We start from the raw sequence: 23,715 nt of genomic DNA, 5'->3' as shown, positions 1-23,715 counted from the left end.
TCAATGATTATTTACCTGCGCTCTTACCAGCCTTACGACGAACCTGTTCGCCTACAAAGCGTACACCTTTACCTTTATACGGCTCTACTTTACGAAGAGAACGAATTTTGGCAGTAATGTGTCCGAGTAATTCTTTGTCGCTAGATTCTAAGGTAACTTTTGGGTTCTGACCTTTAAGCATTTCAGCACTTACAGCAATTTCTTTTGGCACTTGCAAAAAGATAGCGTGTGAGTAACCTAAATTAAGCTCAAGGATTTGACCTTTTGCTTCTGCTTTATATCCAACACCTACAAGCTCTAAATGAGTTTTGTAGCCATTAGAAACGCCTTCCACCATATTTTGTACCAATGAACGGTACAAGCCATGCATAGCACGAGTCTGTTTTTCTTCGTCTTTACGTTCGAAAACCAACTTATCATCTTCCACTTTAGCAGTGATTCTTGGGTCAATAGTGCGAGAAAGCTCGCCTCTTGTACCTTTGACTTTGATGGTGTTTTCCGAAACGTCTATAGTTACTCCACTAGGGATAGTAACTGGGTTTTTACCAATTCGTGACATTTTCTATCAGATTTATTAGATAATTTAATTACTGTTTTTATAGTTCTGTAACAATTTTCATTTTAGCGATTAACAGAAATTAGTTTTGCTACAAAGAGTATAAATCAAATAATTAAAAACCTAAATGAATTATACGAATTATATGAAATGAGTGCAATATTAATATACGTAGCAAAGCACTTCTCCTCCTACACTGTTTGTACGAGCTTCTTTGTCAGTCATAACGCCGTGTGAAGTAGAAATTACAGCAATACCCAATCCATTGAGTACACGTGGTAATTCACTTGCTTTGCGATACTGACGCAGACCTGGCTTGCTTACACGCTCTAAGTGTGTAATCGCAGGAGTACGAGTAGCAGGATGATACTTTAATGCTATTTTGATAGATGCACCTACAGGAGCATCAACAAATTTATAGCCTTGTATATAGCCTTTATCATATAAAATTTTAGTCATTTCCTTCTTCAATTTTGAAGCTGGAACTTCCACAATTCTATGATTAGCTTTGATTGCGTTTCTGAGTCTAGTCAGATAGTCTGCAATAGGATCCGTTGTCATTCCCTCAAGGTTTGTATTCAGGAAATATGAAAAAAGAACTTAATTTTTTATTCCCTAAATGTTGTAAAGGTTCTAAAGAATTCGAAATTATTCTAGTTCTTGTAAAAAGTATTACCAGCTTGATTTGGTTACGCCTGGTATTTTTCCGTCGTTTGCCATTTCTCTAAAAACGACACGACAGATACCAAAACGGCGCATGTAGCCACGAGGGCGACCCGTCAAACGGCAACGATTATGCAAGCGAACAGGAGAAGAATCTTTTGGAAGTTTGTCAAGAGCGATTTGCGCCTCAACATCTCCGTCCTTTGCAAGTTTTTTGAGTTCTACACGTTTTGCAGCGTATTTATCTACCAATTTTTGGCGTTTACGCTCACGTGCAATCATCGATGATTTAGCCATAATGTATGATTGACTTAGATTTGGATTTGAACTTTATTAGATTTGAACTTCAATTAGGCTTGGTTCTGAAACGATATTTTTAAATTTCTAGCTTAATTTTGTTCTATTAGGAATAAATTAAAGTAAATTTAGATAAAAATATAGATTTAGATAAAGTCAGATTTGTTCAAAATTGATTGAATCCAGTAGTTGCGTTCAGCAATTATTAAGTGCGAAACGGCATACCCAATTCTTTCAAAAGAGCTAACCCTTCTTCATCCGTTTGAGCAGAAGTAACAAAGGTAATATCCATTCCTGTAATTTGCTTGACTTTGTCAATTGAAATCTCAGGGAATATAATTTGTTCTTTCACGCCCAATGTATAGTTTCCACGACCATCAAAGCCTTTATCGCTAATACCTTTGAAGTCACGTACACGAGGCATTGAAACTGTTACTAAACGGTCTAAGAATTCATACATCTGATCGCCTCTAAGCGTTACACGTACACCAATTGGCATATCTTCACGAAGTTTAAAGTTCGAGATAGCCTTTTTAGAATAGGTAGGTACGGCACGTTGTCCAGCGATAGTAGAAATTTCTTCTACAGCAGTATCGATGAGTTTCTTGTCTGAAACAGCTTTTCCAACTCCACTATTAATACAAATTTTTTGCAAACGAGCCACTCGCATGACTGATTTGAATTCGAATTTGTCTTTAAGAGCAGGAACTACTTCATTGAAGTATTTATCTTTTAAACGAGGTGTTGCCATAACTATTTAATAATTTCACCACTTTTTTTAGAATAACGAACAAGCTTACCGTTCTCATCTTTTTTGCGACCGATGCGAGTAGCTTTGCCAGAGGCATCTACGTGCGCTACGTTGCTGATGTGAATAGGAGCTTCCATTTCGATGATACCACCTTCTGGATTGTTAGCAGAGGGTTTAATATGTTTCTTAACCATATTAATTCCTTCTAAGATAACACGTTGCTCACTAACTTTTACCTCAGTAATTGTTCCTTGTTCGCCTTTGTGGTTGCCCGCAATTACGATTACGTTGTCTCCCCTCTTTACATGAAGTTTGACAGATTTTTGAGTGTTTTTCTTTTTCATAATCCGTAAGGATTTGTACAATTAGTACATTAGTGTCTAACACTTAATAATTTAAAGAAGACTTTTACTAGATTTCTAATTATCTGACACTTCTGAAAGTGTCTGATAAATATCTTTCTGAATTTAAAGTACTTCGGGAGCTAAAGAAACAATTTTCATGAATCTTTTATCTCTTAGTTCACGTGCCACTGGACCAAAAATACGAGTACCACGAGGCTCATTTTGAGCATTTAGTAATACTGCTGCATTTTCTTCAAAGCGGATATATGAACCATCTTTGCGGCGTATCTCTTTTTTGGTACGCACTACGACTGCTTTCGAAACTGCACCTTTCTTAATATTTCCAGAAGGGATTGCAGATTTAACAGAAACGACAATTGTATCTCCTACAGAAGCATAACGTTTCTTTGTACCGCCTAATACACGAATACATAAAACTTCTTTTGCTCCAGAGTTGTCAGCAACTGCTAAACGACTTTCTTGTTGAATCATCGCTCAATAATAATTAGAGAGTGAAACGATGTGCTACTAAAATTGATTATAAATGAATAACCAAAAAAAGTAACGTTATTTTTAGATTGATTTGTTTTAATAGATTAGTTAAAATCTTTTAAGACAAAACTAGAAAGGCTTTTTATTGTAGTTTTTATTAAAAACACATACAATTACTTAGCACGTTCTAAGATTTCGACCAAACGCCAACGTTTAAGTTTGCTCAATGGTCTTGTTTCCATAATACGAACACGGTCTCCGATGTTAGCAGTATTGCCTTCGTCGTGCGCCATGAATGTAGAAGTTTTCTTCACAAACTTTCCGTATAATGGGTGCTTCACTTTACGCTCTACCGAAACAGTAATTGTAGATGTCATTTTATTACTTTTGACAATCCCAATACGTTCTTTACGGCTTGCACGCTCAGTGTTTTGTACTGTTGGTTGTTGTTCCATAGTCAGAATACTGTTAGAAATAATTACTCAATATTATAAATAAGTAATTACTTAGATTTAGCAATTTGTCTTGCTGTTTGTTCAGTTTTTAGACGAGCTACCATACGTTTTGCATCTCTTATACTTGAAGGGTTCTCAATTTGAGAAATAGCGTGGCTAAATTTCAAGCGTTGAAGAGCAGTTTGTTGTTCAGCTATTTTAGTAGCTAAGGCTGCGTCATCTAGTCCTCTGATTTCTTCTTTTGTTTCTTTAATTGTCATAACTTTTTTGAAATAAGGGTCGGTTAAGATGTTTTAGATTTACCTTAATCGTTACTTAGGTTTATGCTTCGTAATCAATACGAGTTACAAATCTAGTTTTGATTGGTAATTTTTGAGCTGCAAGGCGCAATGCTTCACTAGCTGTTTCTTTATCTACACCCGAAATTTCAAAAAGCACTGTACCTGGTACGACAGGAGCTACCCAATATTCAGGAGCACCTTTACCCTTACCCATACGAACCTCTGCAGGTTTTTTGGTAATTGGTTTGTCAGGGAAAATGCGAATCCAGACCTGACCTTGACGCTTCATTGCACGAGTAACGGCAATACGAGCTGCTTCAATTTGACGTGAAGTAATCCACGCTGGCTCCAAGGCTTTGATACCGAAATCACCAAAATCCACCAAAAAACCACGTTGAGCAATACCTCTAGTACGACGTACTTCTTTATGACGTTTACGAAACTTGGTGCGCTTAGGCTGTAACATAACTCCTTTTGCGTTTAATGGTCTTTAAAAAGATAAATTTGAAAATGATTTTTGAGAAAAACGAATAATTGAATTATGAATTAATCTTACAAAATCAAATCTTTTCAAAATATCAATTATGAATTACGTTTTTATTCTGTTCTTTCATTCAGAGACAAACAACAAAAAAAGCTTTCTTTTAAAGGATAGATTCGGATTAGGAATCTTAACCTTTTCAAAAAACTTAATATAATGTAGTTCTTTCTACAATGAGTAAAAGAAGTGAGATTAAATTACGCTTTTCAAATCCCTTTAGTATTTAATAAATACTTTAGATGCTATGTGAAATAGATTCACACGTATTGGATTCTTTCTCAAAAAATTCTTTAATAGTAATCTTAATTAAAAGATTTTTTTATTAGTATATTCTAACAGCTTTTATCATTGTGGAATGAAGAAAAGCTAAAGAAAAGCGATTTTGAAAAAGGACTTGTACGCAAATGAACAACTTATTTTGCCATTAAATGACAACAATTTGTTCACGTATAGTATCCTTTAGGGAATGCAAAGGTACAAATAATTTACAGACTTCCAAACAATTAGTATAAAAATTCTCAATTATTTTCAATTATTTTTTTGAGTGGGGAACTTTTTTTGGGAAAGTGGGAAAATGTGTTGTCGGAGAAACACCGACAACGGCAGAATTTCATTTTTAGGCTTTACAATTCCTTCAATAATTCTTCAAAAGGCTCGTCATCATCTAAGACACCATGTAAAGCCAAAACATTTTCAGTTTTATAATTTTGAGATTGAATAAGTGATGAAAGATTTATTTTGTCTTGTAAAGGTTTTGCATAACGCAAAATAGCACTTTCTTGCACCATTTTATATAACAAATCTTCAAAATAAGCTAATATCTTGTCTTCTGCTATCTTATCTAATAAATCCAAAATCCTGTTTTTCCTTTGTTCTATCAACATAATTGAGTTGGAAATTTATTTCGTTTAGTTTCATTATAAATGAAATCCAAGATACACATTTTGCTATTGGAATGCAAAATACTTTCTAGAAGTTGAATATGGATTTCTTACTTGGCTTGCACTAAGCAAGAACTGGGAAAATATGTCGTCGGTGGGACACCGACAACGGCAGAAGAAAAACAAATACAACAACCATGGCTACAAGCCAAATACCTATAAATCACTCGTTAAAAACGAGCGATGGCAATCTTACGAGCGACGACTGGGACTTTTTTGGATTTATGTATCGCTATCCTACTCAGTTGGAAAGTTTTAGACTTATACTTTCAAGTAAATACAAAAATACCACCACTCACAAATCTGAAGATTTGCCAAACTGATAAATCGTAGTCAATAGACAACGCTTAACAAATTTATTTTGGAACACTACGAGCAACTGGTTAATTAGAAGACTACGACGAACGGGAGTTATTTTACAAGCATATTTTTTCCTGACATTTTTAATTTTATTTGTGTTTCATAATCAATTTTTATATCTTCATTAAATATTATTTTATAGAAGTTGTTTAAGAATGTTTTTTTCTAGTTCTGGCAAATATTAAAGTAAAGGCTAAATAGTGTAAACTTTGCCACGTATGAATTTTAGTTTCGTACCTCATAATTAAGGCTTTGAAAGCATCTAACCACGCATTAGTTCTTTCAATAACGAATCTCAATTCATACATTTCTTCACCTTTAAATGGTTGATTATCAAGGTCTTTTTTATTTCTTTTATTAAAATCTATATTATCTACAATATCTAAATGATTACAAAAAGAACGAAAGGCTTGTGTATCAAAGGCTGCATCAGCATTGAGAAAAATTCCTCCTTCTCTAATTTGAGAAGCATTCAAATCATCTATCATAGATTGCATATTTTTTTCAAGTTCAAAAGCATCGTGATGATTGCCTGCTCTTGGAACAGACATCGCTACTGGAATACCATTTTTATCCGTTAGAAAAAGTGCATTGGTTGTTTTTCCTGCTTTTCTTTTGGAATATCCAATACCTTCTCCTCCTCGTTTAGCTGAAGTGTGGCTGCCGTCTAGCTGACAAATAGAAAAATCTAATTCTCCACGATAATCTTCTAAATACTTGATCCATAATTTCTTCCAACTTCCTAATTTTGACCATTTATTATAATGGTAATATACTGTATTCCAGCTAATTGATAAGTTTCCGAAAAATTGTTTCATAGGAAGTTCTCGCCATTGACTCCCTGATTTTAAGCGATACACAATGGCTTGGATAATACGCCAAAGAGCTACTTTTATACGACGACCTTTTGTAAATTGATGTAAATAAGGTAAAATATTTTCGGTTATAAATTTTTTTGATAAGTTTACGTACATAGAGGGAAAAATAGTTAGATTGAAAATGTGATGATTTACAAGTATAACTATTTTGACCTCTTTTTAAAAAAATAAATCACCATTCTTAAACAAGTTCATAAATATCTTTTATCTGTTCCCGACATTTTTTAAGTTTAGTAACTGCAGAATATTGTTCTCCCTTCATATCTATTGTAGCAGATATCATAGTGTAAAGAAGTCTTAAATTATCACTTTCTAATGAATATTTTTTTTTACTACACAAAATTATAATCAATGAAAAGAAATCAGTTTCTAGTTTCTGATCAGCTATAGCATTTAAAGATTCTAAATGAGAGTTATATATTGATACATTTCCTTCATCAAATCTCTCTATAGCATATGATATTATTCTTTTTAAGAATATACACCTTTCATAATCATCTTTTATGTACTCGATATGATTTTGTGTGTAAACATTACGTGTCTTGCCAGCAGTATTTCTTCCACCGTCTAAGAAAAAATCTATTTCGAATCTTTTATACTGAGTAGTTGTATCACTTATCAAATAGACTATATAAGAGCTTATAAAACTTCTAAAATTACTGTTTACTATATAATCGTTTGGAGAAGATTCTAAGCCAATTTGTAATATAGTATCTTGTAGTATTTTTATTTTGCTCTTAATATTAAAACTCGAACCAAGAAATAAATTGTCTATATTATTAGATAATGATATTTCTATTTTTTTTCTATAGTCGTTTTGTTCTTTGTTTTGGTCGTTCGAACAACCTAAAACAAGAACTAACAATACAAATACAATTTGAATTTTCATAATATTTTATTTATTGCCCTACAGGTATATCAAGTCTTATACTATGCCCAGCTATCCCTCGCAAGATTAAAATGGCTCTCGCTCGTTTTTAACGAGTGAGCTATGTGTATTCGGCTTCCAGCCGTGCATTTGTATTTTGCTATTTTACACTAAAAATCACAAATCTAATATAAGCAAAACAGATTATATAAAAAGCACACAAATCAAAAACTTTTAATTGTGTTATTCAAAAAAAAGGCGATTCAAAATAGAATCGCCTTTTTTGGTTTATATAAAATTTAAGATTTTACTCTTTTATAAATTTGATTGTTTCGACTTCACGTCCATTATTTACGCTCAAAATATACATTCCTCTTGCAAGTTTAGAAATATCAAGAGTAGTATTTTGTTTATCAAGGGAAGCACGTATTATTTCTGTACCCGTAACACTATATACTACTAATTCAGAATTAACTCCAAAGTAACCTAACTTAACATTTAATAAAGAACTTGCAGGATTTGGATAAGCAACAAAAGCAAAATCTGCACTTGCAGAAACTACATCAGTCTGAGTAGTTACCGAACTAGCTTGTGCTTTGTTAAAGGTTGCTTTATTAGCAGAGTTAATTACTACTGTATAATCTTCTACTTCACCATAAGAGAATGTTTCACAAGGAGTAGAATTTGCATTATACTTCATTGATACACGCATACGAGTTGCGCCACCTAATGCAGACGAAGGAACTGTAAACGAACCACTTACTTGTGTACTTGTTGTACGGCTAAGCGTATAAACAGCTTCTCCTGCATCGTCAAAATCGCCATCTTGGTTATAATCAACCCATACATCGTAGGCTTCACTATATGTTCTACTAGCCCAAGCAGGATTAATTGTAATTGTATAGCTACTTCCTTTTGCTAGTGTAGTAGAAAGGTTTGTAAAATCTGCATATCCACCATTTGCACCAGAGTTGTTATCAATAGAACCTAAGCGTACACGCTGAATCCACTCATCAGAAACACTATTTCCTTTAGATACACAGTAATTTAATGCTGGAGGTGCAGAAGTTGTAACAAAAACACTTGAAGAGTATTCACTACTAACAGCTGAACAGTTTGCACGTACCTGAATTTCATAAGCTGTAGAAGCTGCTGCTCCTGTTACATTAAGAGAAGTAGAAGTGCTATTAAAAGAAGACCAGCTTCCTCCACCAGTGCGTACACGTACATCATAAGAAGCTGCACCACTAACTGCTGACCAAGATGCTGTAAACGAGCTAGATGTAACTGCTGAAGTAGCTAAACCAGTAGGAAGACCACAAGAAGGTGTTGAGCCTTTAGGAATATTTACAGTATAATCTTCAACTTCGCCATACGTGAAAGTTTCACACGCAGTTTGTGCACCATTGTATTTCATAGATACTCTCATACGTGTTGTACCAGTAGCTGCATTTGAAGCAATATTCAATGTACCAGATACAGCAGAATTACTTAATGAACCTGCATCAAAAACTAGTTCGCCTGCATCGTCAAAATCCCCATCTTTATTGAAATCAACCCAAATTTTCCAGTATTCATTATAAGTGCTTCCAGAAAAACCAGGAGTAAGTGTTAAAGCATTTGCACTTCCTTGTTCTAAGGTTACAGTTGTAGAAGTTCTGTCTGCATAACCACCATCATTTCCACTCGTGTTGCTGAAAGAACCAATTTGTACTCCTGCAATCCATTCGTAAGAACTATTATTTCCTTTTGAAACACAGTATGTTGGAACTACTACACCACCAGTTGTAGTAAAGGTAGCACTTGAAGAATATGCACTTGAAGAAGCAGAACAATTTGTACGAACTTGGAATTCGTAGTTTGTATCTGCTGTAAGTCCTGTTAAATTTCTTGAAGTAGAAGTGTTACCGTTTAAGTTTGTCCAAGTAGTTGTTCCTGCCTGACGAAAACGAACGTCATAGTTTGCTGCTCCACTTACTGCATTCCAGCTAAGTGTAGCTGTTGTATTAGTAATATTTGATGAATTTAATCCACTAGGAACGGCACAAGTTGTAGGGTTTGTTCCACCTAAATCAACTCCAGATACAATTAATGAATAAGCCTGTGCGCCTGATTGTAAAGAACCTTTATGCGAAACTGTAATTGTATAAGTTTGTCCAGCTACTGGATTAGCAATATATACTTTTTCTACATTATCTCTAAAGTTATCGCCTTTTGTAGCTGCACTATTTGGTGATGCTGGATTCAATACCCAAGGAAAACTTGTACTTCCCCCTCCTGTTACACGCACATCTAAGTCGTTTACAAGCATAACAGCTCCATTATCTACTTGATTACCCGAAACTGGTGTACCTTTAGGGTCTGTCCAACAAACAGTAACTTCTAAAGGAGCAGAACTTGTTGCAGTTACTTGTAATGTATATGTTCCGTTATTTGCTAATGTTTTTTCATCGATTACCGAACTTGTTCCTTTACTTGTAATAAGGTTTACAGCTTTTTCAGCATTTAATAATCCCCAACCAAAACGATAATCTGGTCCATCTGCACTACCTGCTTCGTCAGCTGTATGAATAGCCAAACCTCTCAAAGTAGCAGAACGCATAAAGTTGCCACTATTTAAGTTTTTGTAATGTTGTTGGATAAGCAATAGTGTTCCTGTTACATTAGGACTTGCCATTGATGTACCTGATTTTGTATTGTATGATGTATTTCCAGAACTTGACGTAGAATACACGCTTACACCACAACCTGAAATATCTGGTTTGATACGTCCATCATCTGTTGGTCCCCAAGAGCTAAAACTTGACATATTTACACTATTCGCTCCTGTATAATTAGTTACAGCAGAAACGGCTGCCACCACAAGTGCATTTTTTGAAGTAGCAAATCCAGTTACTAAATCATATCCACCTTTACTTGTATTATAACTTCCTCTATCATTACCTGCTGCTTTTACAGGGAGATAATAAGGTGCGTTGTAAGTAATTTCATCCCATGTAGCAGCTTGTTCATCATAATACCCAAATTGATAGGTAGAAAGAAATTGAGCTCCATATCCGTAAGAGTGATTTGAAAGAATTAATCCTTGTGCTGCTTGGCTTGTTGCTTCTGCCTCATCATTATTCCATTCGTTCGCCCAAAGGGTAGCCTGATGTCCCATACCTTTTGCATTTGTATTTACACCAGCTGCCATCATTGTACCTGCTACGTGTGTAGCATGGTCATTGTTACCATTGGCAGAGGTAAAAGGTACACCATCTTTTTGAGTAACTCTTCCTCCAAATTCTTGGTGAGTAGCACGTATAGGACCACCATCCCATTCTCCCACAATCATTCCCTGTCCGTTCAAATTTAAACCTAAACTTCCTCCTGACCAAACTTTATCAGCACGAGTAGTTTTGGCAGCATTTAGATTGCTAGAGGTTACATAATATACTGGATTTCCAAATCTATCTATAAATTGCAATTCGGCTACTCTTCCGTCTTTCAATGTTTGAAATACTTTTAATCCTTTCTTTTTAGCAAAAATAATTGCTTGCGCTTTACGCTGCTCATAAAGTTTAGTTTTGGTTGCAGCAATTTCTTTTAATTTGGTAACATTTGTTTCTGAAAGAATTTTGACTTTTTCCTGTTGATTTTGTCCGTAAGCTGTAAAGCTAAGCCCTACCAGCAAGGTTGCTAAACCTAATTTTTTTCTGAGTTGCATAATAATAATTTTGTAAAGGGGTAAAAATGCTTAATTAAAGTCTGTTTTAAATTTATGTTAAATGAAACAGTATTTCAATCCAGTCTAACTGGTGTATGAAATATTAACTTGCTGCAATTATATACATAAAAAACTTTAAATCCAACATTTTTTAAAATTTAATTCTACAAAATCTATTTTTTACAGAATATTACACAAATCTCTTTACTTCTATTAAAATTAATATAATTATTTTTTGATTGATTTTTTAAGCATCTTTATAAATTATTGTTTTCTATTAATTGAATGATATTTTATTAACTATAAAGCTATTTTTTCAGCCTATTCTTATAATTTTCCGATTTATATCGAAATAAAAATTTGCATAATATTAATATCTCAGATTTAATGAACACGATAAAATTTATTATTTAATAAAATTGAATTCTTTAATAGAATACTTAATATTGCTGTAGTAATGCTAAATAAGATGGTAATAATAAAAAAACTACTTTAATGTGCTATTTATCAGAATTTATAACTAAATTATGAAAATGATAAATATTAGGGTATGTTTAAGAAAATCAATACTTAACTATCTACGTGTCAAGACCTTTAACCTAAACAAAAAATTGATTTTCAGTAAGTGCCTTGTTTATATATAGCTATAAACTAAAAAAAACTTCTATTTTTTAGTTAGAAAGATAAAAATCCACAAAAAAAGGATACAGAATCATAAAAAATTCTATATCCTTTTTTGTTTTACTTTGTAATTCAACAGACTGGGAAGTCTGTTATACAAAATAAAATTAATTCAAATACTTCGGCAAAGTAGCTTCAAATTCTTCTTTTGCATCATCTACTGAAAGCCAAATATTTCCATCTACTTGACATACTTTTTCAGCAACTACGCTTCCAAGATTTGAAAAGTCTACATTATTAGTTTTGAGTAGTGTTTCAAACTCTTCTTGTTTTTCTTTAGAAACCGAAACAACAACTCTACTCTGACTTTCTCCAAACCAAAAAGCATCTTTACGTACTTTATGAGAAGTAGTCTTGACAGAAAAACCTAAGTTTTTACTGGCTGCCATGGCTGATTCTGTAAGTGTTACGAAAAGTCCACCGTCCGAAACGTCATGAGCAGAAACAATAAGTTTGTTTTTGATAAGTTCTAAAATCGTTTTTTGTAATCTTGATTCTTCTTTCAAATCTAGGAAAGGCGCAGGAGAGGCTTTGTATTTATGGTACGAATACAAATATTCCGACGAAGAAATATCATTTCTTGATGTTCCTAATTGATAAATAATATCGCCTTCATTTTTGAAATCAAGTGTCATTTTGAGATTAATATCTTCCAAAAGCCCCAACATTCCGATTGTTGGAGTAGGAAAAACAGGACCTTCATCAGAAGATTGATTATAAAAACTCACATTTCCACCTGTTACAGGTGTTTTGAAAACTTCACAGGCTGCTTTCATACCTTTTATTGCTCCTACAAAATGCCAATATACTTCTGGAATATATGGATTTCCAAAATTCAAACAGTTTGTAATCGCAACAGGTTCTCCACCACTACAAACAATATTTCTTGCAGCTTCCGAAACAGCTATCATTGTTCCTTTTTCTGGATCTGAATTTACATACCGAGAATTACAATCTACCGAAATAACGATATTTTTATTTGTTCCTTTTACATTTACAATGGCTGCATCAGAAGGTTGATTTGTAGATGTATTTGCCGTTCCGACCATAGAATCGTACTGTTCTGAAATCCAACGACGAGAAGCAATATTTGGATGACCGATTAAAAATTTAGCAATTTCAGGAAGTTTTTCGTCTTCAGGTTCTTCTATTTCATCAATTTGAAACTGTTGGAATTCACTAAAATAAGCAGGTTCTGTATATTCTCTGTGATAAACTGGTGCGCCACCTCCCAAAACCAAATCATCGGCAGGAACATCAGCCACTAATTCATCATTTACATAGAATTCTAGTCGTTTTGAATCTGTAACTACTCCAATTTGAGCGCAATTCAAATCCCATTTATCAAAAATAGCTTGCAATTCGGCTTCTTTTCCTTTTTTGATAACAATAAGCATACGTTCTTGTGATTCTGAAAGTAAAATCTCAAAAGGCTGCATATTTTTTTGTCTTGTCGGAACTTTATCTAAATAGATTTTCATTCCGTGTTCTCCTTTTGCGCTCATTTCGGAAGTCGAACAGGTAATTCCTGCTGCTCCCATATCCTGAATTCCTATCAAATGACCTGTTGCAATGGCTTCTAAAGTTGCTTCTAAAAGCAATTTTTCTTGGAAAGGGTCACCTACCTGTACGGCTGGAAGATCTTTTATAGAATCATCTGAAATATCTTTTGAGGCAAATGAAGCCCCATGAATTCCATCTTTTCCTGTGGCAGAACCTACAATATAAACTGGATTTCCTACTCCATACGAAATAGCAGAAGCTATTTTATCTGTTTCTACAATTCCTGCCGAAAAGGCATTTACTAAAGGATTTACATTATAACACTCATCAAAATAAACTTCTCCTCCTACTGTCGGAATTCCAAAGGCATTTCCATAATCTCCAATTCCTTTTACAACACCACGAACGAGCCATTGTGTTTTTGGAGAAGTAATATTACCAAAACGAAGTGAATTTAGTTGAGCAATAGGTCTTGCTCCCATCGTAAAAATATCTCTATTTATTCCTCCTACTCCTGTTGCAGCACCTTGATACGGCTCTAAAGCAGAAGGGTGATTATGTGATTCAATTTTGAAACTACACGCCAAACCATCTCCAATATCTACCAAACCAGCATTTTCTTCTCCTGCTTCTACAAGCATTCTATCTGATTTTTTTGGAAGTGTTTTGAGCCAAACGATAGAGTTTTTGTAAGAACAATGCTCTGACCACATCACCGAAAAAATACTTAGTTCGGTAAAATTGGGAGTTCTACCTAAGATTTCTTCAATTTTGGTAAATTCTTCTGCTGTAAGTCCAAGTTTTTGTGCTGTTTCGGTTGTCGTGATTTCCATATTATTTTTGACAAGTTGTAAAAACGAATGAGTATCAAATTGGTTTATTTATCAATATGCAAAAGTAACAATTTTTAGAGAGTTTGAATAACCTAATTCTAATCAAATTTGGATTCTGAAGAAGTTATTATAAAAAACAGTATAATTTGAATTAGGTATTCTTTCAGTTATTTTGAATTTTTCAAAACAAGTTTGTAATACAATGCGTTTTTAAAAGAAGGAAGCATAAATATTTTTTTTGTAAAACACTTTCTTTTTATTGTATATTTGATAGAATTACCTATAAATGTAATTGAATTTATAATTGACTTTGAAAAAATATTCTAATTAACTACTCAATTTTCAGATACATTTTTTCTTATCTGTTTTAATAAATGGCACTCAAATCATCTCTTCGTACACGTATAACAACTGGATTACTTTTTTTACTAGGAATTATTATTCTTATTAGTGGAGTGGCTGTCTTTTATTTGACCAAATTAGCAGGAGAATCTGATAAGTTACTTGAAGAAAATTATCGTTCTGTTCGTTATGTCCGTATGTTGACAGATAGTTATCAAGAACTACCAGCTATCCAATCTAAATATCTTTCAAATTTAGGTGTAGACAAAGACAAATATAGACAGTCAAAAAAAGAAGTCCTTCAATATATAGATTCTTTACAACAAAAGTCTAATGACAAAACAGCAAGTGCTTATATAGATTCTTTAAATATAAATTTTATAAAGTATGTTTCTCGCTTTGATGAAATATTGGAAGATACGACCATTGAACTTCCTAACATGAATCTTTACTTTGACGATTTGAGAACTTATATGCTTCCTGTTAGAGAAAATATAAATGAAATAAGACGTATAAATCAAAATCAAATACTTCAAAGAAATGACTTTATACAAAGAAGTACAGAAGAAGCTCTTCTCTATATGGCTATCATTGGAGGATTTTGTGTTCTGATTACAGTAGGATTTATTTTTTACTTTCCTGTTTATTTAACAAAACCTTTGAATGAACTTTACTTAGCTTTAGAAGAGATGAGTAATAAAAATTATACAAAGCGTTTGCATGTGGGTTCTACAGATGAGTTTGCACGATTAGCTACCTCTTTCAATAAAATGTCTATTAAAATAGCTGAGTTTGAAAACTTAAATTTAGAAAAACTATTAATTGAGAAAAAACGAACAGAAACCATTATTGAACATCTTCAAGATGGAATTATTGGTGTAAGCGCACAAAACAAAATTATTTTTATTAATCAAGTCGCTGAAATTTTGCTTGATATGTCTTCTGAAGAGGCTGTAGATATTTATATTCCTGATTTACTTGTCAATAATGATGTTCTCTATCATGTAATGGTAGATTTAATGGATATAGAAAAAGGACAATTATTTGCCGAAAAAACAATTAAAGTGCCTTCAGCAGACCGAGATTTGTTTTTCTCAAGACAAGTTATGAGTCTTCCAGAAACAGACGAATTATCTGGTCTCATTATTCTTCTCAAAAACGTTACAAAGTTTACAGAAATGGATGCTGCAAAAACACACTTTATAGCTACCATTTCTCACGAACTCAAAACCCCTTTAGCTGCCACACGACTTAGCTTAGGATTATTGAGAGATAAAAGATTAGGAGAACTAAATGAAGACCAAGCCGATTTAATTGGTGATATAGAACAAGCTACTGAACGTTTGTTTGCACTTACTGGAGAAATTCTTCAATTATCTCAAATAGAATCTGGTAAAATAAAAGTAAATCTACAACCTATTGAAGTTAATAACTTAGTAAATTATGTATTACAGGCTATAAAAGTAGCTGCTGAACAAAAATTCTTAAATGTTGAAGCAGACATTGCTCCAAATCTACCTGTTTTTTTCGCAGATACTGATAAAATAAAATGGGTTGTTATCAACTTCTTAACTAATGCCATACAATATGCTCCTCAGAAATCTGAAGTAAAATTAAGCATCTATCCTGATAATAAAGGAGTTATATTTTCAGTAAATGATAAAGGAAAAGGAATTAGTGAGATGTATCATTTAAAAGTATTTGAAAAATATTTTCAAGTGCCTGACTCTGAAGGTCAAGTAGATAAAAAAGGTTCTGGTTTGGGACTTGCCATTTGTAGAGAATTTATAGAAGCTCACAAAGGTGAAATTTGGGTAGAAAGCCAAGTAGGTAAAGGAAGTACGTTTTTCTTTTGGCTACCCTTAGATACATAAAATAACGTATTTGAAAGCCCTAAAAAACAGCTATTCAAAATAATATAATGTTATTTTGTTTCAAAACTTCTTTTATTTGGTTAGTATCTAATTAAAGTTTTATATAATTTTGCACTACAATAAAAACGTTTACCTCATTGTATACGTTATTACATTTTAATTTATATTGTATCATCAAATTTATAAACTGATATATTAGCTATGGCACTTCATTATAAAATAGATCTAATTGATAAACAGATTTTGGAAATTCTTCAAGAAAACGCCAAAATTACAAATGCTCAACTTTCTAAAGACATCAACCTTTCACCTGCGCCTACTTTGGAACGTGTCAAAAAATTAGAAAATGCTGGCTATATCCAAAGTTATCATGCTCGCCTTGATGCTCAGAAATTGGGTTTAGGAGTAGCTACATTTGTCAGTGTAAAATTAAACAAGCACAATAAATCAAGTAATGAAAGATTTGTAAAACAAGTAAGAGAAATTGACGAAATTGTGGAATGTCATTATGTTACAGGCTCTAGTGATTATGTTTTGAAGGTAGTTTCTAAAGACATTGATTCCTATCAAAGTTTGATAATGAACAAAATTAGTGAAATCCCAGAAGTGGATAATATGCAAACAATGGTTATTTTGAATACTATAAAAGATAGTGATTCGCTTCCTATACCAGAGGCAACTCCAGCATTAATAAAAAATATTGAGAATAGCTAAAAAATGTATTCGCATTTTAACTTATTAATAAGTAAAAAATGACAGAATAGTAATAAAAACAACTATGTCATGATTAATAAGTATTGGTTTAATAGCTTATTAAATGCTGTATTAATAACTATTTACTAACACTTGCTACCTAATTTTGCTTTAAATTTTGTATTTTTGTTGCGCAACTAGTTGCCTTTGTTTAGTCTGAAAAGCAAAAAAGAATCAAAATTCTATTAAAAATTTGATATTCTGTTATTTTACTAAAAATATTTCTATTCTGTCATGCATATTGATCTTACCAACTCTGATAAAAAAGTAAAACTTTGTCGACAAGGTTTTTTATACTTACGTAAAAAAGGAATTCATGAAGGTTGGCGATTACACTCGGCTGGTTATGCTGTGCTTCAACAAATGAAGTTTGGCAAAATTCAGACTCTTTATATGCACAAAATTTTGGCAGATACATTCATCAAAAAGCAAGATACTGATAAAAGGCTTTTTGTACGTATGTTAGATTCAAATAAACTAAATTGTCAGATAGAGAATTTAGAATGGGCAACTATGTCAGAACTTCGTCGCCATCAAACGAATCATACTCCCAATAATTATAGAGGTGTTTCGAAAGATGGTAAAAAATATAGAGCCATTATCTATGATCAAGGCGAACGGATTTATTTAGGTGTTTTTGATACACCCGAACTTGCAGCCGTCGCCTATAATCAAGAATCTTTAAAACGATTCGGAGTTACTGAAAGTCTCAATGAACTTCCAAGTCCTTTGGACATGAGTCCCCCTCCTACGAGAAATGAAACTCCAAATGCTAGAGGAAGCAAATAAGATATTGACACTTAGTCTATTACTAACTGTTTTTAATCTAATAAGACCTTATTTTGATCTAATTTATTTAGAAACCTTACTTTGTAGTTATCTAAGTAGTCTTGATAAAATTTTCCATTTATCCATTCTCCATCAAGAGTAGCTTCCCACTGCTCATAAAATTTGATAGCTGGTGTATTCCAATCCAAAACCTGCCAAGTCATCATATTGGTATTTTGACGTTTGGCTTCCAAAATAGTTGCTTCAAAAAGAAGTTTGCCTATTCCTTCACCTCTATATTGTTCGTTTACTAAAAAATCTTCCAAATACAGACAACGACCTTTCCAAGTAGAATAACGAATATAAAACAGTGAAAAGCCTACAATTGTAGTACCTTGCTCTGCCACAATTGCACCATAAGAAGGATTTTCTCCAAATCCATCAATAGCCATTTGCTCAGGTGTTGTAGTAACTTCGTGTTCTGCTCTTTCATAAATAGCTAGTTCGACAATCAAATCAAAAATTTGAGGAACATCTTTTTCAGTAGCCCTACGTATTGTTGTTTTTTTCATAATATAAAATAGGTCAAACTTTGAGTCTGAATAAAAATAATATAAAATTGACGGTTTATCTATTTTAGTATGTAAATTTGCCTAGACAAATATCGTCAAACAAAAATATAGGAATTATTTTACTTCTCTTAATCTATTTTCAATCTACCAAGAAATATGTCTGATTCTTCAATTTTTTTAAATAATCCTTTACAAATTTCAATTGTTATTCCTCTTTTTAATGAAGATGAATCACTTCCTCCTTTACATGATTGGATTGTCAAAGTAATGAAAGAAAATAACTTCTCTTATGAAATTATTTTTGTTAATGATGGAAGTACAGATAATTCGTGGAATGTAATCGAAGAATTAGGAAAGAGAAATGACAATGTAAAAGCAATTTGTTTTTCAAGAAATTATGGAAAATCGGCAGCCTTGGATGCAGGTTTCAAGATTGTAAAAGGAGAAGTTGTGATTACAATGGATGCAGACTTACAAGATAGTCCAGACGAAATTCCAGAATTATATGATTTAATCAAAAATCAAAACTATGATTTGATTTCAGGATGGAAGAAAAAACGCCATGACCCACTTTCAAAAACACTTCCTACAAAACTTTTCAATGCTGCTACTCGTGCATTTTCAGGAATAAAATTAAATGATTTTAATTGTGGACTGAAAGCCTACAAAGTTGAAGTAGTCAGAACGCTCAATGTCTATGGAGAAATGCACCGTTATCTGCCTGTTTTGGCAAAATGGAATGGATTTACAAAAATTGGAGAAAAAGTAGTCGAACACCGAGCAAGGCAATTTGGAAGTACAAAGTTTGGTTTAGAACGTTTTACCAATGGACTTCTAGACTTGCTTTCAGTTACTTTTATTACAAGATTCAAGAAAAAACCGATGCACTTTTTTGGCACATTCGGTTTGCTTTCTTTTTTTATGGGATTTGGAATTGCCTTTTGGTTGCTCCTAGAAAAATTACTTGGAATTCATGGTCGTGAACCAGTTGATGCTCCTCTTTTTTATATTTCCCTTCTTGCTATTGTCATCGGAACACAGCTTTTTTTAGCTGGTTTTATTGCAGAAATGATAGTCATTCATTCCAATGAAAGAAATGATTATATTATTTCCAAAGAAGTTTAAATATATTTTATCCACACCAATGATATAAAACCTATTTAAATAAATCTTTCAATTTATACTTATATTTCTCAAATAATCCTTCAGAATACGTTTCAACAGCTTTCATTCCTGCTTTTTTGGCAAAACTTGTCACAACAGGAAACAAAGCTGCTAATAAAGATGCTTGTACGCCTTTCATAAATGATTTAGGAGAAACATCTGTTTGAGCAGTGTTATTTTGAGGTGCTTGAACATACACAATTTGTGGTTCATTATTGCCTCTATTTTTCTTCTTTTTAGCTGTCAATTTACCAAAAATAAAGCCTGTAAGTTTTATACCTACATAAGCCGAAGCTCCTCCAATAAGAGCTAGTTTGGCTACATTGCCTGTTATATTTTTGGTATCTTCAATTTGTTCTTTTAAAGCAATTTTTTGAGCAAATTGCATTTCTTCCAATTCTTTTTTATGTAAATCTAAAGGTTTGTTCATGAGATGAAAATAGTTTGAAAAATGAGTTTAAGTAAAAAAAAGTTTAAAAAATGAAACTTTAAGGAATTAGTTTATAATTTATCATTCACTTACTCTCCTTTTATTTGATTTTTAATTTGCTCGTTACGTAGTTCGGTCTCTTCATTAACTTGTTCTATAAGTGCTTTTTTAGCTTCTTCTTCCGTAATTGCAGGTTTTACTTTTTCGTGGCGAACATCTTCTTTCATAATTCCTTTTTCAATATTCTTGCGAGTAGTAGAGTTTGGATACAAAATTTGAGGAATAGTTTTGAGTTCTAAAGGAGTTCCTTTTATTCCATCTGTCACACCATCTTCTACTTTTTTCTGAATCATAGATTGCATAAAAGCAAAAATAACGGCTAAAATGATATAAAAACCTGTAAGAATTGAAAAACCTGTCCAATAACGAGAGTTAAAAAACCATTCACTAATTCCAAAACCAAGCATCAAATTAAGAAACAGAAAAATACAAAGTCCCAAAAAAGCAAACCCTGCTCCTTTTATAGCTCCATGAATTGCTTTTGTTCCACTATCTACAACAGAAGTTTTGATACTTTCAGATTGTAGGGTAACATAAATTCGTATTTGTTCAGAAAGTGCATTTATTCCGAAATAATCCTTAATTTGTTCTATAATTTGTTGTTTGTTCACGAGGTAAAAAGTTTCAGTTGAAAAAATGGAATCTTTAAATTAAAAAAATCAAAAATACAGCAGAAAAAAATCTTTGTAATTGAATGCTAAAAATAACAATTTTTGAAGATTTAACAATAACTAGTTTTCAAACACGCATTTTTCAAAAAAGTTTGAGCAATTTGACATTTTATATTTGTTGAATAAATTACCCTCAAATAACAGCTATTTCTAAATAAATACTTAACAAAACAAGCTATTTACTAAATCAAATTAAAAAAAATGAATTCAATTATTTTTTATCTATTTTTATTCTCTTTCCTACTTTTCTCTTGCTCCAACAATAAAGTAGCTATATCAAAAGAAAATAATAACACAGAAACAACTTTTCAAGATTCTACTAAGTCAGAAAAAGATATAAATATCAGTCAAATCATTATAGGAGCTGCACAAACCGAAAAATATTTTAATTTAATTAAAAATAAACGTGTCGGAATGATTGTCAATCATACTTCTGTCCTTTATTCAGAAACTGATTCTCTTCATTTAGTAGATTTTTTATTAGAAAGTGACATAAACATACAAACTATCTTCGCACCCGAACATGGTTTTAGAGGAACAGCAAGCGCAGGAGAAACTATCAAAAATGGAAAAGACACCAAAACAGGAATTGATATTATTTCATTGTACGGAAAAAATAAAAAGCCTAGTAAACAACAATTAGAAAATATTGATGTTTTAATTTTTGATATTCAAGATGTAGGCGCACGTTTTTATACCTATATAAGTACAATGCACTATTGTATGGAAGCTGCTGCCGAATATAAAAAACAAATTATAATATTAGACAGACCAAATCCAAATGGTTTTTATGTAGATGGCTCTATCAGAGAATCCAAGTATAAATCTTTTGTAGGAATGCACCCTATTCCGATTGTTCATGGACTTACAATAGGCGAACTTGCACAAATGATAGAAGGCGAAAAATGGCTAGAAAATGAAGCAAAAGCTAAAGTGCAATTAGGCGAAAATCTAACAATCATCTCATGTCAAAACTATTCTCATAAAGACAAATATAATTTGCCCATTGCACCTTCTCCAAATCTTCCAACTCAAAACTCTATTCTACTTTACCCGTCTTTGTGCCTTTTTGAAGGAACTACAATGAGTGTAGGACGTGGAACAGACTTTCCTTTTGAAGCAGTTGGACATCCTAATTTTCCAAAACAAAACTCTACTATTTCTTTTACACCAAAACCAAACGAAGGTGCAAAATATCCTCCTTTGGAAAACAAACTTTGTTATGGAATTAAGTACCAAACTCAAAAATTAGAAAACAACTTTTCTTTAAAACCAATAATAGAATTCTATCAGACTATGAAAGACAAGGAATTAGCAAATAAAAAAGATATTTTTTTCAATTCATATTTTAATACACTAGCAGGAAACGATAAATTACAAGTTCAAATAAAAGAAGGCTTAACAGAAAAAGAAATTAAAGCAACATGGCAAAAAGACTTAGAAAATTATAAAATAATGAGAAAAAAATATTTATTGTATGAAGATTTTGAGTAGAGTTTTTAAATGAAATTTCAACTATTTTCATTATTTTTTTTGATAATCCCTAAAAAAGTAGTTTCTTTGCGCTCTCAAATATTTTCTTAAAACAGAAACATATAATTTGAGAGTCAGAGATAAAAACGAACTTTGACTAAACAAAATTTGAAACTCAAGAGACAAAATAAGAAACAAATATATGTTATACGTTTTAATTAGCATTGTACTATTTGTTGCCATTCTTTTAATGGTCGTAGTATTAGCACAAGAGCCAAAAGGTAGTGGAATCTCTAAAGAATTTGGAGGCGCAGGCGCAAACCAAATCATGGGAGCAAAAAATACCACTAACATAATGGAAAAAATTACTTGGACACTTATAGCTATTGTTTTTGTTGGAAGTATTGGAGCAACTCTACTTACTGATGCAGAAGCACCAAATTATGTTAGTCCAAATGTAGAAAAAGCAAAAGAACAAGTTGATCCTAGCCAATTAGGTGGTTCACAACTTGAGCAAAACGATGTTACCAATCCTTCCGATCCAAGTAAGGAAGAAAGTGAAGACAAATAATCATTGCTAACGAAAGGTTAGAACTGAAAAATATTAATGCTTAATTTGTTCCATTCTTAGATTAAATTTATTATCAAATAATTTATTTAAAAATGGAACAAAAAAAAGTAAATACGAATTACTATGTTTATTTATCCAAATTAAACAGCAAATTAATTAAAACTGTAAAAGTCTAGTTTTAAAGCGATTAAAAAGAAATTTTAAAAATAATTCAAAAATTTACTCAAAAGATTTGGATTGTAAAAATAAAGTCTGTACTTTTGCACTCGCTTTAACACACAAACTAAACACAAAAATTTAGTTTTAAATTAAAGAAAATTTTAGAAACTGTTTAGCTTAAAATCTAAGCGAATCTAGTTGGGGGGATACCAAAGCGGCCAACTGGGACGGACTGTAAATCCGTTGATTAATTTCTTCGCAGGTTCGAATCCTGCTCCCCCCACAATAATTTTTACATAAAAATTATTTTATATTTATTCATTAGGAATAGATGGTATTATTTCAAATAAAACCAAACTTTGATTTTTAAGATTTTATTTTAAAATTCAATTTATATGCGAGAGTAGCTCAGTTGGTAGAGCGACAGCCTTCCAAGCTGTAGGTCGCGGGTTCGAGCCTCGTCTCTCGCTCTAATATAATCTGATACATAACTATTGGTATTTTTTATAGCAACATTAGATAACACTAATTAGACACAAACTTTTCACTAATCTCTATTTTATATTTTTAGACTAATCCTTTAAAAAATAAAGCAAGAGACTAGATTATGGAAAGTTTGTATCATGCTATAAGCCGATGTAGCTCAGGGGTAGAGCGCTTCCTTGGTAAGGAAGAGGTCGTGGGTTCAATTCCCATCGTTGGCTCTACGAAGGCTCTACCAATGTATT

General features: G+C 32.4%; 24 protein-coding genes and 3 tRNA genes. 10 read left to right on the top strand and 17 right to left on the bottom strand.

The annotated features are described in order from the left end of the window. Positions 1-7: 7 nt before the first annotated feature. From rplF to V9L05_RS11120, 10 genes are all read right to left on the bottom strand, one after another. Positions 8-559, bottom strand: coding sequence for a 50S ribosomal protein L6 (gene rplF / locus V9L05_RS11165; RefSeq protein WP_338793167.1), 552 nt, complete (start codon positions 557-559; stop codon positions 8-10). A 159-nt stretch (positions 560-718) separates the two neighbouring features. Beyond that, positions 719-1,117, bottom strand: coding sequence for a 30S ribosomal protein S8 (gene rpsH / locus V9L05_RS11160; protein ID WP_014798373.1), 399 nt, complete (start codon positions 1,115-1,117; stop codon positions 719-721). 111 nt (positions 1,118-1,228) lie between these two features. Further along, positions 1,229-1,516 (bottom strand): 30S ribosomal protein S14, encoded by a 288-nt coding sequence (gene rpsN / locus V9L05_RS11155; protein WP_338793168.1) that lies wholly within the window; start codon positions 1,514-1,516, stop codon positions 1,229-1,231. A 205-nt stretch (positions 1,517-1,721) separates the two neighbouring features. Continuing rightward, on the bottom strand, positions 1,722-2,267 hold the full coding sequence (gene rplE / locus V9L05_RS11150; protein ID WP_338793169.1) for a 50S ribosomal protein L5: 546 nt from the start codon (positions 2,265-2,267) through the stop codon (positions 1,722-1,724). A 2-nt stretch (positions 2,268-2,269) separates the two neighbouring features. Continuing rightward, positions 2,270-2,611, bottom strand: coding sequence for a 50S ribosomal protein L24 (gene rplX, locus V9L05_RS11145; RefSeq protein ID WP_338793170.1), 342 nt, complete (start codon positions 2,609-2,611; stop codon positions 2,270-2,272). A 123-nt stretch (positions 2,612-2,734) separates the two neighbouring features. Then, positions 2,735-3,103 (bottom strand): 50S ribosomal protein L14, encoded by a 369-nt coding sequence (gene rplN / locus V9L05_RS11140; RefSeq protein WP_014798369.1) that lies wholly within the window; start codon positions 3,101-3,103, stop codon positions 2,735-2,737. 173 nt (positions 3,104-3,276) lie between these two features. Then, on the bottom strand, positions 3,277-3,558 hold the full coding sequence (gene rpsQ / locus V9L05_RS11135; RefSeq protein WP_338793171.1) for a 30S ribosomal protein S17: 282 nt from the start codon (positions 3,556-3,558) through the stop codon (positions 3,277-3,279). 47 nt (positions 3,559-3,605) lie between these two features. Next, complete coding sequence (gene rpmC / locus V9L05_RS11130; RefSeq protein ID WP_014798367.1) at positions 3,606-3,818, bottom strand: 50S ribosomal protein L29; 213 nt, start codon at positions 3,816-3,818, stop codon at positions 3,606-3,608. A 61-nt stretch (positions 3,819-3,879) separates the two neighbouring features. Beyond that, positions 3,880-4,305, bottom strand: coding sequence for a 50S ribosomal protein L16 (rplP, locus tag V9L05_RS11125; RefSeq protein WP_338793173.1), 426 nt, complete (start codon positions 4,303-4,305; stop codon positions 3,880-3,882). A gap of 698 nt (positions 4,306-5,003) precedes the next feature. Continuing rightward, positions 5,004-5,264 carry a hypothetical protein gene (locus V9L05_RS11120; RefSeq protein ID WP_338811960.1) on the bottom strand — a complete coding sequence of 87 codons (261 nt, stop codon included), beginning with the start codon at positions 5,262-5,264 and terminating at the stop codon, positions 5,004-5,006. A 194-nt stretch (positions 5,265-5,458) separates the two neighbouring features. Here V9L05_RS11120 and V9L05_RS11115 point away from each other — a divergent pair, with 194 nt between their 5' ends. After that, on the top strand, positions 5,459-5,644 hold the full coding sequence (locus tag V9L05_RS11115) for a hypothetical protein (RefSeq protein WP_338811959.1): 186 nt from the start codon (positions 5,459-5,461) through the stop codon (positions 5,642-5,644). Between the two features lie 186 nt (positions 5,645-5,830). Here V9L05_RS11115 and V9L05_RS11110 read toward each other — a convergent pair whose 3' ends face one another. The 4 genes from V9L05_RS11110 to purL all read right to left on the bottom strand — a co-directional run bounded on the left by V9L05_RS11110 (position 5,831) and on the right by purL (position 14,150). Further along, positions 5,831-6,655, bottom strand: a complete 825-nt coding sequence (locus V9L05_RS11110; protein WP_338811958.1) for an IS5 family transposase — start codon at positions 6,653-6,655, stop codon at positions 5,831-5,833. A gap of 85 nt (positions 6,656-6,740) precedes the next feature. Beyond that, positions 6,741-7,448 carry a hypothetical protein gene (locus tag V9L05_RS11105; RefSeq protein ID WP_338811957.1) on the bottom strand — a complete coding sequence of 236 codons (708 nt, stop codon included), beginning with the start codon at positions 7,446-7,448 and terminating at the stop codon, positions 6,741-6,743. 286 nt (positions 7,449-7,734) lie between these two features. Beyond that, on the bottom strand, positions 7,735-11,133 hold the full coding sequence (locus V9L05_RS11100; protein WP_338811956.1) for a GEVED domain-containing protein: 3,399 nt from the start codon (positions 11,131-11,133) through the stop codon (positions 7,735-7,737). Between the two features lie 788 nt (positions 11,134-11,921). Beyond that, positions 11,922-14,150: a phosphoribosylformylglycinamidine synthase subunit PurL gene (purL, locus tag V9L05_RS11095; RefSeq protein WP_338811955.1), complete on the bottom strand. Its 2,229-nt coding sequence runs from the start codon at positions 14,148-14,150 to the stop codon at positions 11,922-11,924. A gap of 374 nt (positions 14,151-14,524) precedes the next feature. Between purL and V9L05_RS11090 the strand changes: the two genes are divergently transcribed. From V9L05_RS11090 to V9L05_RS11080, 3 genes are all read left to right on the top strand, one after another. Then, entirely contained in the window at positions 14,525-16,366 is a 1,842-nt protein-coding gene (locus tag V9L05_RS11090) for an ATP-binding protein (protein WP_338793179.1), read from the top strand. A gap of 201 nt (positions 16,367-16,567) precedes the next feature. Further along, on the top strand, positions 16,568-17,080 hold the full coding sequence (locus tag V9L05_RS11085) for an Lrp/AsnC family transcriptional regulator (protein ID WP_338793180.1): 513 nt from the start codon (positions 16,568-16,570) through the stop codon (positions 17,078-17,080). Between the two features lie 273 nt (positions 17,081-17,353). Beyond that, positions 17,354-17,908 carry a hypothetical protein gene (locus V9L05_RS11080; protein WP_338793181.1) on the top strand — a complete coding sequence of 185 codons (555 nt, stop codon included), beginning with the start codon at positions 17,354-17,356 and terminating at the stop codon, positions 17,906-17,908. A 32-nt stretch (positions 17,909-17,940) separates the two neighbouring features. Here V9L05_RS11080 and V9L05_RS11075 read toward each other — a convergent pair whose 3' ends face one another. Continuing rightward, complete coding sequence (locus tag V9L05_RS11075) at positions 17,941-18,459, bottom strand: GNAT family N-acetyltransferase (protein ID WP_338793182.1); 519 nt, start codon at positions 18,457-18,459, stop codon at positions 17,941-17,943. 156 nt (positions 18,460-18,615) lie between these two features. Between V9L05_RS11075 and V9L05_RS11070 the strand changes: the two genes are divergently transcribed. Next, positions 18,616-19,584, top strand: coding sequence for a glycosyltransferase family 2 protein (locus V9L05_RS11070; RefSeq protein ID WP_338793183.1), 969 nt, complete (start codon positions 18,616-18,618; stop codon positions 19,582-19,584). Between the two features lie 31 nt (positions 19,585-19,615). On the opposite strand, the gene V9L05_RS11065 is transcribed toward V9L05_RS11070, so the two are convergent. Continuing rightward, a complete protein-coding gene (locus tag V9L05_RS11065; protein ID WP_338811954.1) occupies positions 19,616-20,053 on the bottom strand; it encodes a hypothetical protein in 438 nt (145 codons plus the stop codon). An 89-nt stretch (positions 20,054-20,142) separates the two neighbouring features. Further along, entirely contained in the window at positions 20,143-20,724 is a 582-nt protein-coding gene (locus tag V9L05_RS11060; RefSeq protein WP_338811953.1) for a phage holin family protein, read from the bottom strand. A 261-nt stretch (positions 20,725-20,985) separates the two neighbouring features. On the opposite strand from V9L05_RS11060, the gene V9L05_RS11055 reads away from it, so the two are divergent. The 5 genes from V9L05_RS11055 to V9L05_RS11035 all read left to right on the top strand — a co-directional run bounded on the left by V9L05_RS11055 (position 20,986) and on the right by V9L05_RS11035 (position 23,691). Next, positions 20,986-22,278, top strand: a complete 1,293-nt coding sequence (locus V9L05_RS11055) for a DUF1343 domain-containing protein (RefSeq protein ID WP_338811952.1) — start codon at positions 20,986-20,988, stop codon at positions 22,276-22,278. 181 nt (positions 22,279-22,459) lie between these two features. Next, positions 22,460-22,828: a preprotein translocase subunit SecG gene (gene secG, locus V9L05_RS11050; RefSeq protein ID WP_338811948.1), complete on the top strand. Its 369-nt coding sequence runs from the start codon at positions 22,460-22,462 to the stop codon at positions 22,826-22,828. Positions 22,829-23,187: 359 nt separating this feature from the next. Then, positions 23,188-23,270: transfer RNA gene (locus tag V9L05_RS11045), tRNA-Tyr, on the top strand. 114 nt (positions 23,271-23,384) lie between these two features. Further along, positions 23,385-23,457: transfer RNA gene (locus V9L05_RS11040), tRNA-Gly, on the top strand. Between the two features lie 162 nt (positions 23,458-23,619). Then, positions 23,620-23,691, top strand: a tRNA-Thr gene (locus V9L05_RS11035). Positions 23,692-23,715: the final 24 nt, after the last annotated feature.

This window comes from Bernardetia sp. Wsw4-3y2, from assembly GCF_037126295.1.
Lineage (GTDB): Bacteria > Bacteroidota > Bacteroidia > Cytophagales > Bernardetiaceae > Bernardetia.
The sequence above is the reverse complement of the archived record's forward strand: the minus strand, read 5'-3'. Positions and strand labels throughout refer to the sequence as shown.